Annotated in this window: 14 protein-coding genes; 5 read left to right on the plus strand and 9 right to left on the minus strand. The window is 67.9% G+C overall.

Annotation, left to right across the window (positions count from 1 at the left end; translation table 11 throughout):
• The first annotated feature begins 51 nt into the window (after positions 1 to 51).
• Positions 52 to 1,086, plus strand: coding sequence for an ATP-binding cassette domain-containing protein (locus tag ABIC25_RS13820; protein ID WP_004018976.1), 1,035 nt, complete (start codon positions 52 to 54; stop codon positions 1,084 to 1,086).
• Positions 1,086 to 1,931 carry an ABC transporter permease gene (locus ABIC25_RS13825; RefSeq protein ID WP_004018977.1) on the plus strand — a complete coding sequence of 282 codons (846 nt, stop codon included), beginning with the start codon at positions 1,086 to 1,088 and terminating at the stop codon, positions 1,929 to 1,931. Before ABIC25_RS13820 ends, ABIC25_RS13825 begins: the two co-directional genes overlap by 1 nt.
• 36 nt (positions 1,932 to 1,967) lie before the next feature.
• On the opposite strand, the gene ABIC25_RS13830 is transcribed toward ABIC25_RS13825, so the two are convergent.
• On the minus strand, positions 1,968 to 3,131 hold the full coding sequence (locus ABIC25_RS13830) for an ROK family transcriptional regulator (protein ID WP_033206251.1): 1,164 nt from the start codon (positions 3,129 to 3,131) through the stop codon (positions 1,968 to 1,970).
• 677 nt (positions 3,132 to 3,808) lie between these two features.
• On the opposite strand from ABIC25_RS13830, the gene ABIC25_RS13835 reads away from it, so the two are divergent.
• Positions 3,809 to 4,885 carry a sigma-70 family RNA polymerase sigma factor gene (locus ABIC25_RS13835; protein ID WP_354561896.1) on the plus strand — a complete coding sequence of 359 codons (1,077 nt, stop codon included), beginning with the start codon at positions 3,809 to 3,811 and terminating at the stop codon, positions 4,883 to 4,885.
• A gap of 22 nt (positions 4,886 to 4,907) precedes the next feature.
• Here ABIC25_RS13835 and ABIC25_RS13840 read toward each other — a convergent pair whose 3' ends face one another.
• On the minus strand, positions 4,908 to 5,324 hold the full coding sequence (locus ABIC25_RS13840; protein WP_064570487.1) for a VOC family protein: 417 nt from the start codon (positions 5,322 to 5,324) through the stop codon (positions 4,908 to 4,910).
• An 85-nt stretch (positions 5,325 to 5,409) separates the two neighbouring features.
• Between ABIC25_RS13840 and ABIC25_RS13845 the strand changes: the two genes are divergently transcribed.
• Positions 5,410 to 6,120, plus strand: coding sequence for a histidine phosphatase family protein (locus ABIC25_RS13845; protein ID WP_354561898.1), 711 nt, complete (start codon positions 5,410 to 5,412; stop codon positions 6,118 to 6,120).
• Positions 6,121 to 6,310: 190 nt separating this feature from the next.
• Here ABIC25_RS13845 and ABIC25_RS13850 read toward each other — a convergent pair whose 3' ends face one another.
• From ABIC25_RS13850 to ABIC25_RS13870, 5 genes are all read right to left on the minus strand, one after another.
• On the minus strand, positions 6,311 to 7,057 hold the full coding sequence (locus ABIC25_RS13850; protein WP_354561900.1) for an SDR family NAD(P)-dependent oxidoreductase: 747 nt from the start codon (positions 7,055 to 7,057) through the stop codon (positions 6,311 to 6,313).
• 60 nt (positions 7,058 to 7,117) lie between these two features.
• Positions 7,118 to 8,134: a phosphotransferase family protein gene (locus ABIC25_RS13855; RefSeq protein WP_239402339.1), complete on the minus strand. Its 1,017-nt coding sequence runs from the start codon at positions 8,132 to 8,134 to the stop codon at positions 7,118 to 7,120.
• Positions 8,131 to 9,363 (minus strand): acyl-CoA dehydrogenase family protein, encoded by a 1,233-nt coding sequence (locus ABIC25_RS13860; RefSeq protein ID WP_354561902.1) that lies wholly within the window; start codon positions 9,361 to 9,363, stop codon positions 8,131 to 8,133. Before ABIC25_RS13860 ends, ABIC25_RS13855 begins: the two co-directional genes overlap by 4 nt.
• 130 nt (positions 9,364 to 9,493) lie before the next feature.
• Positions 9,494 to 10,141, minus strand: a complete 648-nt coding sequence (locus ABIC25_RS13865) for a TetR/AcrR family transcriptional regulator (protein WP_004018986.1) — start codon at positions 10,139 to 10,141, stop codon at positions 9,494 to 9,496.
• Positions 10,142 to 10,169: 28 nt separating this feature from the next.
• The gene (locus tag ABIC25_RS13870; protein ID WP_004018987.1) at positions 10,170 to 10,871 is read right to left on the minus strand and encodes a TetR/AcrR family transcriptional regulator; all 702 of its coding nucleotides are present in this window, start codon (positions 10,869 to 10,871) and stop codon (positions 10,170 to 10,172) included.
• Between the two features lie 86 nt (positions 10,872 to 10,957).
• Between ABIC25_RS13870 and ABIC25_RS13875 the strand changes: the two genes are divergently transcribed.
• Complete coding sequence (locus ABIC25_RS13875; RefSeq protein ID WP_248643936.1) at positions 10,958 to 11,911, plus strand: oxygenase MpaB family protein; 954 nt, start codon at positions 10,958 to 10,960, stop codon at positions 11,909 to 11,911.
• A gap of 169 nt (positions 11,912 to 12,080) precedes the next feature.
• Here ABIC25_RS13875 and ABIC25_RS13880 read toward each other — a convergent pair whose 3' ends face one another.
• Positions 12,081 to 13,367, minus strand: a complete 1,287-nt coding sequence (locus tag ABIC25_RS13880; protein WP_354561903.1) for an alpha-hydroxy-acid oxidizing protein — start codon at positions 13,365 to 13,367, stop codon at positions 12,081 to 12,083.
• A 58-nt stretch (positions 13,368 to 13,425) separates the two neighbouring features.
• Positions 13,426 to 13,719 carry a hypothetical protein gene (locus ABIC25_RS13885; protein WP_180819344.1) on the minus strand — a complete coding sequence of 98 codons (294 nt, stop codon included), beginning with the start codon at positions 13,717 to 13,719 and terminating at the stop codon, positions 13,426 to 13,428.
• Positions 13,720 to 13,815 lie beyond the last annotated feature (96 nt).

Raw genomic sequence — 13,815 nt, forward strand, 5'->3', positions numbered from 1 at the left:
GCCACGAAATTCGGTCGCGGCTGTCACACCCCATAGATACCGTGGAGAATCATGAGCTCAGTCACAGTTCCCGCCACCGCACCGGGAGAAGTCGCGACGTCCGACGTCGCCATCGAAGCCATCGACCTGGTGAAACGCTTCGGCGATTTCACGGCGGTCGACGGTGTGAGTTTCACCGTGCCGCGAGGCTCCGTGCTCGGCCTGCTCGGCCCCAACGGCGCGGGCAAGACCACCACCGTCCGCATGATGACCACGCTCTCACCACCCACGAGCGGCACGGCGCGCATCGCAGGCTACGACGTCCGCGAGCAACCCGGTATGGTCCGGCAGAACATGGGCCTGACCGGACAGGCCGCCACGGTCGACGAGATCCTGACGGGTCGCGAGAACCTGCGCATGATCGGCGGCCTTTACGGCATCGGACGCAAGACCCTCGCGCGACGATCCGACGAGCTCCTCGAGCAGTTCTCGCTCGCCGACGCCGGTGACAAACAGGTCAAGTCGTACTCCGGCGGCATGCGTCGTCGACTCGACCTCGCGGTCAGTCTGCTGGCCACGCCGCCGGTGCTCTTCCTCGACGAGCCGACAACCGGCCTCGACCCGCGCAGCCGCTCCGAACTCTGGGAGGTCCTGCGCGAACTCGTCGCAGACGGCACCACGTTGCTGCTCACGACGCAGTATCTCGAGGAAGCAGATCAGCTCGCCGACGACATCGTCGTCATCGACAAGGGCACGATCATCGCGCACGGCACGTCACTGCAACTCAAGGAGCAGGCGGGCTCGGCCAGCCTGGTGCTGACCGTTTCGCACGCCGACGATCTACCCGCCGCGGAGGCCCTGCTGCGCAAGAACGGTGCGGAGGTGTTCGTCGACGTGGCGGCCCGCCGGCTCACGACCGCCGCCGCCGGCCTGGGCGACCTGCCGCGCGTTGCGGCCTGGTTCGACGAGAGCGGCATCGCCGTCGACGACTTCGGGCTCTCCCGTCCGAGCCTCGACGACGTCTTCCTCTCGCTCACCGGCCACCGTGCGGAGGAGTCCAGCAACGCCGAGGACACCGACAACACCACCGACGAGGAGCGTTCCTGATGACGACCACGGCACACACCCACGCGGTGGTCGCGGACAAGCCGCGGATCCACCCGACCACGATCTGGCAACAGGCCTGGATCATGGTCAAGCGCAACATGATCCACACCAAGCGGATGCCGGAGATGCTCTCCGATGTCACCATCCAGCCGATCATGTTCGTGCTGCTGTTCGCCTACGTGTTCGGCGCGTCGATCCAGACCGACTCGGCGTCGTACAAAGAGTTCCTGCTCCCGGGCATCATGGGCCAGACGATCGTGTTCACCGCGTTCATCGTGTCCACCGGTATCACCGCCGACCTGGAGAAGGGCATCATCGACCGGTTCCGATCACTGCCCATCCAACGGTCGTCGGTGCTGATCGGACGCAGTATCGCGAGCCTGCTGCACAGCTCGATCGGCATCGTCGTCATGGCTGTGACCGGCTTGGCCATCGGCTGGCGGATCCGCGGCTCGTTCGGTGAGGCGGTCCTCGCGTTCGCGCTGCTCCTGCTGTTCGGCTTCGCGATGATCTGGTTCGGCATCCTCATCGGATCGTGGCTGCGGACCGTCGAGGCCGTCAACGGCTTCATGTTCTCGGTCCTGTTCCCGATCACGTTCCTGTCGAACGCGTTCGTCCCGACCGAACCGATGCCCACCTGGCTGCGGACGATCGCCGAATGGAATCCGATGTCGTCACTGGTCCAGTCGTTGCGTGTGCTGTGGGGCAACGGCCCGGCCTTCGGTTCGGACGCGGCGCTCCCCATGCAGTATCCGGTTGTGGCCACCCTGATCTGGACGGTTGCGCTGACGCTGATCTTCGGTCCGTTCGCGCTGCGCGCCTACAACAAACGAACCTCGGACTGACCCACCACCCGACCGGGGTTCGTCGACGCGACCCGCTCAGGCAGTCAACGTGATTGCCTGCAGCGGGTCGCTGTATATCGCGTCGAGCGATACCGCGCCGGCGGCCTGCTGCTGCACGGTCGCCCCCGAATGGGAGACGCGCACATCGCGTTTGGACACTATCGAGGTCTCCCGCACGGCACGAGCCACCGTGGGCAGTCCGGCCGCGTAGTCGGTGAAGGCCTGACCGCCCAGGATGATGTGGTCCGGGTTGAAGATGTCGGCGATGAGCCCGACTGTCCGTCCGAGCACCTCCGCGCGCTCTTCGAGCAGACGACGCGCCGTCACGTCACCGTTGCGCGCCAGAGCATGCACGTCCTCGACGTCGACCACCGAGAGACCAAGCGCCCGAGCTGCTTCCACGACACCGGTGTCGCTGACCGCGGGTTCCAGACGACCGGTCCGATTCGGATCGAGCAGAGTTGTCGAGCCTGTCGGGAAGTGCCCGATCACCGGCGGACCGGCGGTCGGGGTGTGCACGGTCCCGCCGACGCTGAAGGCGATGCCGAGCATCTCGCGCGCGTAGAAGTAGAGGAAGCTCGACTGCTGATCGTCGGGATTGAGTACGAGTTCGGCGGCGGCCATCGCCTCCACGTGGGACGCCACCGACACGGGCAGTCCGACGGCCTCGGCGATCGTCCGGCCGACCTGGGCACCCTCCCAGCCGAGCCGGGGGTGGTCGACGACACCGCCGTCGGCCACGCGTCCACCGAGCGCGACGCCCACCCACAGCACCCGCCGGCCCGTCCAGCGCTCGGCGAAACGCCGGGCGCTGACGCCGATGGCGGTGAGCGCTTCCTCCGGCGAGTCGGCGTGCGGGGTCGGGATCTGGATGGCACCGACGACGCGGTGCAGCAGGTCGTGGGTCGTGATCGCGGTGACCTTGTAGCCGATGTGGATGCCCAGCGTGAGGAACTCGGAGATGTTGACCTCGAAGGGCAACCGCGGCCGTCCGATGGCGCCCGACGGCGCGAGGTCGGCCCGTTCACGGATCAGGCCCGCCTTCAGCAGCGCGCTCACCTGACGATTGACCGTGGAGATGCTGAGCCCGGTGCGCTCGGCCGCGTCGTCGCGGAACAGCGGGCCGGACAGTCGGGCGGCCCGGAGGACGAGTGCCGCGGGTTTGGTCGACAACTCCAGGCGCGGCGTTGCGACGTGCACCCGCTGGTCCCCCTTCACTGGTCCGCGTCGGTCGGCGACCGGACCCGGGGTCCGAGTCGGCGGTACGGAAGTCAACGGTACGGGCTGGCGGGTGCCCAGAGGAGCGCGACGCACCGCGCGGGTGACCGGCTGACGCCGGACAGGAGAGGCGGGGGCGGTGCGCAGGGTGCGGGTGGAGAGTTCGGGCAGTGTGGCGGTCATGATCGTCCTCGTCGAAAGACTCCGCGGGTCGCGGGGCGGAAGCCGGAAGCTGGTGCTCTGAGAAGAGACTCGAGAAACGACGCCCCGGGGAGGAGATTGACTCGGCGGGGGTCGGTCAGCGCATTCGACGGCAACAACAGAGAACGCGTGCAAGCGGCAGACGACAACCCAGCGCGGTGGTCACATAGGTGACCTCCGTGAGGCTGTGGTCGGCACTTGTCATGCGGATCAAGCTAGCAACGCGACCCCGCACCGGCAAGCCCGTCCGGCCCTCGCTCATGGGCGTCGACGACCGGTCGCACACGCGTCCACCGGCGAGAATAGGCCCGTGGCGCGGCACGGACAGGGGTTGCACTCACCCTGATTCGAACCCGTTCGGCGTCCGGTGGTCCGACCTGCGGACCGAGGAGAAGCGGACCGTGGTCGGCTTGGCCACTCGGGTCGAGCCTGTCGGTGCACCCCGGTAGATTGTGAGCATGACCACAACCACTCCCGCGGCTGAGTCCGGCGCCGTGACCGACGCCGAGTTCCTCGAGGTCAGCGAGCCGTTCCGGCGCGAGATCATTGCGCACTGCTACCGGATGACCGGCTCCCATCACGACGCCGAGGACCTCGCCCAGGAGACCTTCCTCCGAGCATGGCGCGGCTACGCGAAGTTCGACCATCGGGCATCCGTGCGCACCTGGCTGCACAAGATCGCGACCAACACGTGCTTGACGGCTCTACAGAGTTCGCAGCGGCGGCCACTTCCCTCCGGCCTCGGCGGCGACGCCTTCGACCCCACGGACGACCTGTTGCAGAACCACGAGGTGCCCTGGCTCGAGCCGTACGCCGGCACCACCGACGAGATCGCGCCCGGCGACGACGCGGACCCCGCATACGTGGTCGGCGCCCGCGAATCGGTCCGACTCGCGTTCATCGCCGCACTGCAGCATCTGCCCGAGCGGCAACGGGCAGTCCTCATCCTGCGCGACGTGCTGCAGTGGCGCGCCGCCGAGGTCGCCGACACCATCGGTGTCACGACCGCCACCGTGAACAGCCTGCTGCAGCGGGCTCGTGAGCAGGTCAAGACCGCACGGCCGCAACAGGATTCGGCCGGAGACGGCGCCGCGGCGACACTCGACGACGATGCGAAGCGCGAACTCCTGGCACGCTATGTGTCGGCCTTCGAGCGCTACGACGTCGACGCCATGGTCGAACTGTTCACCGACAAAGCGATCTGGGAGATGCCGCCCTTCACCGGCTGGTACCAGGGCGCGGAGAACATCGGAACCCTCATCCGCCGCAATTGCCCGGCCGAGAAGGCCGGCGATCAGATCCTGTTGCCCACCACCGCCAACGGACAGCCCGCGTACGGGTTGTACATGCGCGAACCCGACGGCGTCCACCGTCCGTTCCAGCTCCAGGTGCTCGAGGTCGACGCCGCCACGCAGAAGGTCAGCCATGTCGTCGCCTTCTTCAGTGCCGACATGGAAGCCGACTTCGCGCGCTTCGGGCTCCCGGCGACTCCGTACGACGCACCGGCACGTTCCACGGCGAGCCCCTGGCACTGACCTCGGCCCGAGGGTCGTGCGGTCAGTCGACTGCGGTCTGCGGGATCTGCGACGGGTCCATCCACACGACCTCCCAGGCATGACCATCCGGGTCACAGAAGCTACGGCAGTACATGAAGCCCAGATCTTCCGCCGCTCGTAGTGCACTGCCGCCGCACCCGAGCGCCGCATCGGCGAGCCGGTCTGCGTGTGCTCGACTGTCCGCGGAGATCGCCAACAACGACTCGCGACCGGCCGCCGGATCGGCGACGGTCCCCGCCGCGTACCCCGCGAATCGTCGTCGCTGCATGAGCACGACCATCGCCGAGTCGTTGATCATCATGCAGGCACTCCCCGCGTCGCAGAAGATCTCGTCGAAGTGAAACCCGAGCGTGCCGAAGAACCGGCGCGACCGCGCAACGTCCACGACGGGCAGGTTGACGAACAGCATCGGCGTCACAGGCGCACTCCAGACATGTCGGGGGGTCAGGGATACTGACCGGCCCGGCGCCTCGAACTCATCGAAGCCGACATAGGGTGCAGGAATGGGTGTGATCTATCTGGTTCGTCATGGTCAGGCGAACGCATTGGCCTACGGCATCGCCGACGCCGCCGACGACCTCAGCAACGGACCCGGTGGTCTCACCACGGCAGGGGCGACGCAGGCCGCCCTGTCCGGTGGATTCCTCGCCGGACAGATCGACGCCTTCACCGCAGCCGCCAGCGGCGACCTCCCGAGACAGCAACAGACGCTGAGCGGCGTGCTCGGAGCGTTCGACACCGACCGACCCCAGCCACATGTCGACCCCGGCTGGAACGAATATTCGCTGCCCGCGCTGGTCGGTGAGGCCACGCCGGAGATGTACCGCGACGGCCGCAGCTACCAGGAACAGCTCGACAAGGGGCTCGCGGCGTGGATCGCGGCCGGCGAGCACGACGCAGCGCCCGCTCTCGACGGCGGTCCCGCCGAGAGCTACCCCCAGTTCAAGGCCCGGGTCTCCGATGCCGCCGCGCGTGCCACCGAACTCGCCGGATCGGGTCAGACGGTGCTCGTGGTGTCCTCGGCAGGCACCATCACGCAGTGGATCGCCCAACTATGGGGTATCCCCGACGACACCTGGCCGGCGATGGCCCGCACGATGGTCAACGCCTCGATCAGCAAACTGATCGTCGGCCGCAGCGGCGTCTCGGTGGTGTCGTTCAACGAGCACGGTCACCTGTCGGACCGCGACGGCGGGATCGCGACGTTCCGCTGACCCAATGCTCCCCAAACCAAGTGAGTGACAGAGCCACTGATCCCTGAGGTGCGAGCGAAGCGCCCCCTCTGCTCCCTGAGGTACGAGGAGCGATAGCCGCCGGGCCGAGCAAGCGACGAAGGAGCGCGTCGAGGTCGACGAGCCTCGAAGGGCCCGGTAACGCAGGGCTAGACCCTCGAGTCGGTGAAACCTACGCCCGGTGCAGGTTCTCTCCGGGGCGGGTGATGACGACATTCGGGAGCACCGCGAACCGCGACAGTTGCGTGATCGAGTGGGCGATCACCGCGATGTCACCGGCCGTGATCATCTCCTCGGCGGGAATGCGATCCTTGAGCCAGTCGGTCATGTCGGTGTTGACGTAACCCGGTGCGATCGTCGTGGCGCTGACACCTCCGCGCGACTCTTCCAGGTTGAACGTCTCGCACAACGAGATGAGCGCCGCCTTGGTCGCGCCGTAGGCGGACAGTTCCGGCTCCGGATAGACGCCCGTGATCGACGCCACGGCAATGACTTTCGCACTCCCATGAGCCTGTGCGGTCGCACGCAGCGCAGGCAGCGCCGACTGCAGCAGCACGTAGGGCGCGCGGACGTTGACCTCGTAGAGGCGGTCGAACCGCTTGACCGGGAGGTCCGCGATCATGCCCTTCGACCCCATGCCGGCATTGATGATCAACGCGTCGAACCGCCCGAACGCCCTCGCGTGGGCTGCACCCAGTGCGCTGATCGACTCCGCGTCGGTCATGTCCGCGGGCACGACCTCGACCCGCCCGGCGCCGCGCTCGAGAAGCTCGGCAGCCTTCTTCTCCAACGCCTCTCGGCCACGGGCACTGATGGTGAGGTCCCAGCCGTCGGCGGCGAACCGGTCGGCGATGGCCGCACCGATCCCCCTCGACGCCCCGGTCACCAGCGCGGACCGGTTCGTGCTCGACTCGCTCATGCGGTTACCCCCTCGACTGCGCGGACCCGCGCGATGTGTTCTGACGACGTCATGGCTCGATCAGCCGATGTGGCGCAATCCCTCGGCGATGAACGTCGCCGTGGACTCGCCCGCCTTCTCGGCGCCGTCCCCCGACGATGCACCCGAGAGCGCGCGGTAGGTGATGCCCTCGGCGATCACGCCGAGTTTCAGATTGGCCAAACCGAGGTAGAAATCCCAGTCACCGAGATCAGAACCGGTCGCCGTGGAGTATTTCTGAGCGATCTCATCCACCGATGCGTACCGGTCGCTGGTCCAGGCCGCGGAGAACCCGAGGACCTGATCGAAGGCGCCGATTCGGTACGCGCACATCAGCGCGACGTCGGTCAGCGGGTCGCCGAGGGTCGACATCTCCCAGTCGACGACCGCCGCGATGCGGGACGGGTCGTCGGCGTCCACGATCGTGTTGTCGATCCGGAAGTCGCCGTGCACCACGGACTCTCGTGCCTGTTCCGGTACGCGGTCGGTGAGCGCATCAACGAGTCGCTCGACATCGGGGAGCTCACGTGTCTTCACGTGTCCCCACTGGCGGGCCCACAATTTCACCTGACGCGCGGCGAAACCGGCCGGGCGCCCGAACTCTCCGAGACCGACCTCGCGGTAGTCCACGGCGTGCAGGTCGGCGAGGGTCTGCACGAGTGCATCGAGATTGCGGGCGACCTCGTCGTCGGAGTACGCATCAAGATCGTCAGCGGTCCGGACGACACGGCCGTCGACGAATTCCACGACGGTGCACGGCGCGCCGATCGTCGAACCGTCGGCATCGAACGCCACCGTGCGTGCAACCGGCACCGACGTCGACTGCAGCGCGCTGGTGACCGCCCACTCGCGCCCCATGTCGTGCGCAGACGGCGTGAGTCCACCGGTCGGTGGACGGCGAGCCACCCAGGTGGTCACACCGTCGGTGACCGTATACGTGAGATTGGACTTGCCGCCGCTGATGAGGTCGATCGAGAGTTCGCCCGCGGGTTCGACCCCGTTGTCGATCAGCAACCGGCGCAGTCGGTCCCGGTCCAGCGCAGCGTCCACGGCGGTCATCGGGCATCCGCCGATGCCTTGGCCTCCAGCGCCTGCTGGGCCTTCTTCGCGCGCCCGACGGCGCGACGGGCGATCGCCCACCGGTGGACCTCGGACGGGCCGTCGTAGATGCGGAACGGCCGGAGCTCCTGCGACAGACGCGCCAGGGGCAGGTCGGCAGAGACACCGAGTCCGCCGCACATCTGGATGCTGCGATCGGCGACTCGCGAATATGCTTCGGCGGCAAAAGTCTTGGCGATGGACGTCTCGTCGGAGGCGTGGTTGCCCAGATCGAGCTCGTGACATGCCTTGAGCAGCAGCGCGCGGGTCGCGGCCAGGTCGATCTCGTTGTCGGCGACCAGCTGCTGGATCATGCCCAGGTCTCCCAGACGCCCGCCGAATCCCTCACGGCGCGCCACATAATCGACGGCGACGTCCTGGCAGCGCTTTGCCGAACCGAGCCACCGCATCACGTGGGTCATGCGGGCAGGCCCGAGCCGGACCTGCGCGTACCGGTAACCCTCGTTCACCTCGCCGAGGATGTCCTCGTCGGGCACGAAGACGTCGGTGAAGCTCACCTCACAGTGACCGCCGATCATCGCCTTGTCGATGGTGTTGATGTGCCGGCCGACGGCCAGTCCGGGAGTGTCGGCGGGCGCGAGGAACATCGTCGCCCCGCCGCGGTCGCCGGGCGCACCCGAGGTCCGCGCCATGATGATGAAGAAGCCCGCGCCTTCGGCGCCGGTGATGAAGTGCTTCTCGCCGTTGATCTTCCAGCCACCGTCCACCCGCACGGCCTCGGTGCGGAGGGCATTCGGATCAGAGCCGGCACCGGGTGCGGGTTCGGTCATCGCGAAGGCCGAACGCACATCGCCCGCGGCGAGCGGCGCGAGGTACTTCTGCCGCTGCTCCTCGCTCGCGATGTGCGCGAGCATGTGCACGTTGCCTTCGTCCGGCGCTCCGATGTGCAGGGCGATCGGACCGAAGGTCGAGTACCCTGCCGCCTCGAACACCGGGGCGCGGTCGCACATGTTCAGACCCAGGCCGCCGAACTCGACCGGCGCATGTGGCCCGAAGATCCCGGCTTCCTTGGCCTTCGCGTTCATCTCGCGACGGATGTCGTCTCCACCGGCCGCCGTGATGTCACCGGCCGCCTCGTCCTCGATGGGCAGGACGTAGTCGCGGACGAAGGTCTCGGTTTTCGCGACCACATCGAGCACGTCATCGTCGTGACGCAGGTCTATGGGCATGGTGACTCCTTAACGCGTGGGCAGGTGGGGCTCCCCGAACGCCGACCGATCGCTCGCTCGGCGTCCCATACCTTGCCAGGCCATACGCGCCGGGTCAAGCTCGATCGACGACGGTGTCGGCCCAGCGCCCTCAGTCCGGTCGGTAGCCGACCAGCGCCCGGGCCAACTGGAGATTGCGCGCGATCAGTTCGTCCGGACCCAACAGCCCGTCGAGCTTGAACCAGGTGGACACCCCGACGCACATGGTGGCCACGGCACGCGCCGCGTCTTTCGGGTACTCGGTGGTGAATTCGCCCGCCTCGACGCCCGCGAAGACGATCTCGTCGACCATCCGCTGTTGCCGGTCCCGGTGTCCGATGTAGGTCGGCCGGTAGGTGTCGTCGAGACTGCGGATCTCGGTGGAACCGACGAAAGCCTGTTCCCGGCGGTACATGTGGAATCGCAGCAGCGACTCGACGACGGCGTCGAACTGCCGGATCGGCTCGGGACCGGCCTCGAGGATCGCCGCCTCCGACCGCGCGAGCAGGTCGGTCATGGTCCGTTCGAGCAGCCCCTGCAGCAGCGACTGCTTCGAGGGGTAGTGGTGATAGAGACCCGGCACCGACAGATTGGCGCGCGCCGCGATCTCCCGGACCGAGGTGCCGTGGTAACCCTGCTCGGCGAAAGCGGACAGCGCTGCCGCCAACGGGACCGGGAGTTCGGGCTCACCGTAGTCGCGCCAGCCGCCCAGTGGTTGCGTTGCCGGACGGAGGTCTGCTTCGCCGGTTCCGCCACTCATGGCATCAAACATATCCCCACACGCAGAACTACTCCGCATCGCCGGTGCGGCGCGACAAACTCTTCTCCAGCATCTCGGCGGGCGAGACCAGCAACGCGATGCTCAGATCGACCACGTCGGCCTTGCTCAGTTCGACGTCGCCCTCGAGCCAGGCGGCCAGCAGTCGACTGAGGCCACCGACCTGATAGTGCGCGACACCGACGGCAGCGGACGGGCCGACGTGCACGTCGAGGATCGCCGACGTGCTCTGCAGGGTGAGGCCCGCGAAAAGCGTGGTCGACTCCATCCGCTTGGCCGCGATGACCGGACTCAGCAGCGCCTGCGAGAACAGCAGCCGACCCTTCCGACGGTCCGCGTCGATGACATCGACGATCGCCGCCACCGCTCCGGCGACCTTCGCACGCATGCTCGAGCCCTCGGAGAACGCGGCGAGGCTGGCCTGCGCGATCTCCTCGATGACCTCGTCGTACATGACCCCGACGAGCTGATCGACCGATTCGAAGCTCTCGTAGAAATACCGGGCGGTGAGCCCGGCGCGCCGACACACCCCGCGTACCGTCACCGCGCCCACGTCACCGGCGCCGAGCAGGTCCAGACCGGCATCGATCAGCGCTGTGCGGCGACGCGCGACGCGGGTGTCACCACCCTCGCCGCCGTAGGCCCGCAGCGTGCCGGCCGAGTCCGACGCCGCGGCGGATCGGCCGTCCGGAGTCGATGGTGCTCGTCCCATGGTTCCTATCTTGACACCCCGGTAAGTTAGGTGTGTCATAAAACGGGAAACAGTCGTTTCCAGATTTCGAGCAGGAGGGGTGTTCGATGGCAACGGAGCCTATCACCAGTGGAAGTTCGGCCCTGTCACCACAGGCGTCGACGGACGTGACGGCCGAGGTGCAGGAGTTCCTCACCGCCGAGCGGCCGGACACCGAGTTCCTCCCCTCCACCGCCCGGATGAGCCGGGCCGAGCTCGACGCCCTGCCCACCAGCGACCTCGATCCGCTCGGCATCGGCGTGATCGCGGGCGCGGCGAACGTGATCATGCAGCTCAGCCTCCCCGCGGTCGGTTATGGCGTGTACGAGAGCCGCGTCGACTCGGGCAACCTGTTCAAGCATCCGATGAAGCGCGGTCGCACGACGCTGAGCTACCTCGCCGTCGCCGGACTCGGTAGTGCCAAGGACCGAAAGGCCTACCGCAAGGCCATCGGTAAGGCCCATGCGCAGGTTCGTTCGACCCCCGACAGCCCGGTGAAGTACAACGCCTTCGATCCGAAGCTGCAGCTCTGGGTCGCCGCCTGTCTCTACCGCGGCACCGAGGACGTCCACCGGATCTTCGGCGGGGTCACCGAGGTGACCGACGAGCGATACCAGGCCGGCGCGGTTCTCGGCACCACCCTCCAGGTCCCCCGCGAGATGTGGCCCGCCACCCGCGAGGACTTCGAGACCTACTGGAACGACACCGTCGAGACCCTCGAGATCGACGACACCATCCGCGAATACCTGATGTCGATCGCCCGCGGAGAATTCCTCGGCCCGGTAGTCTCCCGGTTGCTCGGCTGGCACCTCGAGATCATGGCCATCGGCTTCCTGCCGGAGAACTTCCGCCGCAAGATGCGCGTGCAGCTCTCGCCGTGGCAGGAGCTGTACTTCGACAAGCACAACGCGGTCCTGCGAGCCATCATCACGCGGGCCCCGAAGTGGGTCCGTGCGTTCCCGTTCAACGTGCTGCTCGCCGACGTCCGGTGGCGCATGCGCACCGGCCGCCCGCTGGTCTGAGCGCATCCTGCTCCCTGAGGTGGACCTCTTACTGCCCCCTGAGGTGTGAGGAGCGATAGCGACGAGCCTCGAAGGGCTGGCGAGCCACGTCACCATGCCCTTCGTGGCTCGCTTCGCTCGCACCTCAGGGAGCAGGAGGTGGCTCGCTTCGCTCGCACCTCAGGGAGCGTCAAGAAGGCAGCCGTCGTAGCGCCTCGCGGTCGAGGTCGGCGACGTCGGTGTGGCCGGACAACCCGAGGGTGAGGTCCAGTTCGGCGATGATGTCGGCGACCGCGTCGCGGGCACCGTCGGCGCCGGCGAGCGCGAGTCCGTACATGTGCGGTCGGCCGATGCAGGCGGCGTCGGCGCCGAGGGCGAGCGCCTTGAACACATCGGAACCGGTGTAGATCCCGGAGTCGATGAGGACCTTGATCCGGCCGTCGACCACCGGCGCGATGGTGTCGAGGGCGTCGATCGTGCTGATCGCGCCGTCGACCTGCCGGCCGCCGTGGTTCGAGACGATGATGCCGTCCACCCCGGCGTCGACCGCGCGGCGCGCGTCGTCGGGATGCAGCACACCTTTCAGCACGATCGGCAGCGCGGTGCGGTCGCGTAGGCCGGCGAGGTCGTCCCAGTTCAGCGACGGTCGCGAGTAGATGTCGAGGAACGTCTGCACCGCGGCCCGCGGCTGCGGCGAGCGCAGGTTCTGCAGGAACCGGCCCGGTGCGTTGCGGGTGATCGAGACGAGGGTCGCGATCGCGCCCAGGGAGATCTCCGGACGTTCGTCGGTCGCGGCGCGTAACCGGTCGGCGACGATGTCGACGAACCTGCGGTCCGCGGTGTACTGGGCGATGCCCTCACCACGCGCGAAGGGAAGCGAGCCCAGGTTCAGGTCCTGCGGCCGCCATCCCAGCATCGTCGTGTCCAGGGTGACGACGACTGCCTCGGCGCGGATCGCCGCGGCACGGTCCAGCAGACTGTCGACGAGATCGTCGTCGGTGGACCAGTACAGCTGGAACCAGCGTGGCGCGCCGCTGCTCACCTCGTCCATCGCCGCGGCGACGTCCTCCATCGAGACGCTCGCCTGATTCGAAAAGATATACGGAACACCGAGTTCCGCGGCGGCCCGTCCGATGAGGGCGTCGGCGTCGGGCGCGGCCAGCGAACCGGCGCCGACCGGCGCGAACAACACCGGCGCAGGTAACCGCCGGCCGAACAGGTCGATGCTCAGATTCCGCTGCGAGACGTCCCGCAGGATGCGCGGCACGATCGCCCACCGGTCGAGGGCCGCGCGGTTGGCCGCCATGGTGCGACCCTCGCCGGCGCCCCCGACTATGTAGGCCCGGGCACGCGCCGACATCGCGCGCTTGGCTCGACGCTCCAGTTCGGCGAAATCCGTTGGTATGCGCGGCTTTCGCCGATGCACACCGGCCGTGTAGATCTCGTTCTGCCGTGCACGCCCATATCCCGCGGTCATGGGTGGTGATGGTAGTGCCGACGATGCGCGTCCGGCCGGTATTGCCGGGGCGCGCCACTCAGCGGGTGGCGGCGGCGGTGACCCCTGCCGCGGCAACCGTCACGGCCGCCACCGACGGCCACGCGCCGATCTTCTTCGCCAAGGGGTGCGATCCGCCGAACGCTGCCAGGTAACCGGCCAGCAGGCCGCCCGCGACCGCGGGCCCCTTGTTCAGCGCCCACCGGCGGGTGCACCAGGCACCGGCCGTGCCGAGAACCACGCCGCCGAGTTCGCGCCGGCCGCTGTACCGCGCGACCGCGAAACCACCGACAAGACCGATCGCCACCACGGGCACCGTTGCATCCACAGCCATGCGTCTCAGGCTACCGCGGCGAGCGGCGCCAGCCCCACTGGATCATCTCTGCCGCATCGCATTACGCGTCATGGTCGGCTGAACGAGAGATCGGCA

Origin of the sequence: Gordonia sp. PvP123 (assembly GCF_040547295.1) — a bacterium.
Classification (GTDB): domain Bacteria; phylum Actinomycetota; class Actinomycetes; order Mycobacteriales; family Mycobacteriaceae; genus Gordonia; species Gordonia terrae.

Excerpts from the sequence above, each read along its gene's own strand:
- ABIC25_RS13820 (WP_004018976.1), top strand. The coding sequence starts at position 52 with ATGAGCTCAGTCACAGTTCCCGCCACCGCACCGGGAGAAGTCGCGACG.
- ABIC25_RS13880 (WP_354561903.1), bottom strand. The coding sequence starts at position 13,367 with ATGACCGCGGGATATGGGCGTGCACGGCAGAACGAGATCTACACGGCC.
- ABIC25_RS13850 (WP_354561900.1), bottom strand. The coding sequence starts at position 7,057 with ATGAGCGAGTCGAGCACGAACCGGTCCGCGCTGGTGACCGGGGCGTCG.
- ABIC25_RS13860 (WP_354561902.1), bottom strand. The coding sequence starts at position 9,363 with ATGCCCATAGACCTGCGTCACGACGATGACGTGCTCGATGTGGTCGCG.
- ABIC25_RS13845 (WP_354561898.1), top strand. The coding sequence starts at position 5,410 with ATGGGTGTGATCTATCTGGTTCGTCATGGTCAGGCGAACGCATTGGCC.
- ABIC25_RS13825 (WP_004018977.1), top strand. The coding sequence starts at position 1,086 with ATGACGACCACGGCACACACCCACGCGGTGGTCGCGGACAAGCCGCGG.
- ABIC25_RS13870 (WP_004018987.1), bottom strand. The coding sequence starts at position 10,871 with ATGGGACGAGCACCATCGACTCCGGACGGCCGATCCGCCGCGGCGTCG.
- ABIC25_RS13835 (WP_354561896.1), top strand. The coding sequence starts at position 3,809 with ATGACCACAACCACTCCCGCGGCTGAGTCCGGCGCCGTGACCGACGCC.
- ABIC25_RS13865 (WP_004018986.1), bottom strand. The coding sequence starts at position 10,141 with ATGAGTGGCGGAACCGGCGAAGCAGACCTCCGTCCGGCAACGCAACCA.
- ABIC25_RS13855 (WP_239402339.1), bottom strand. The coding sequence starts at position 8,134 with ATGACCGCCGTGGACGCTGCGCTGGACCGGGACCGACTGCGCCGGTTG.
- ABIC25_RS13885 (WP_180819344.1), bottom strand. The coding sequence starts at position 13,719 with ATGGCTGTGGATGCAACGGTGCCCGTGGTGGCGATCGGTCTTGTCGGT.
- ABIC25_RS13875 (WP_248643936.1), top strand. The coding sequence starts at position 10,958 with ATGGCAACGGAGCCTATCACCAGTGGAAGTTCGGCCCTGTCACCACAG.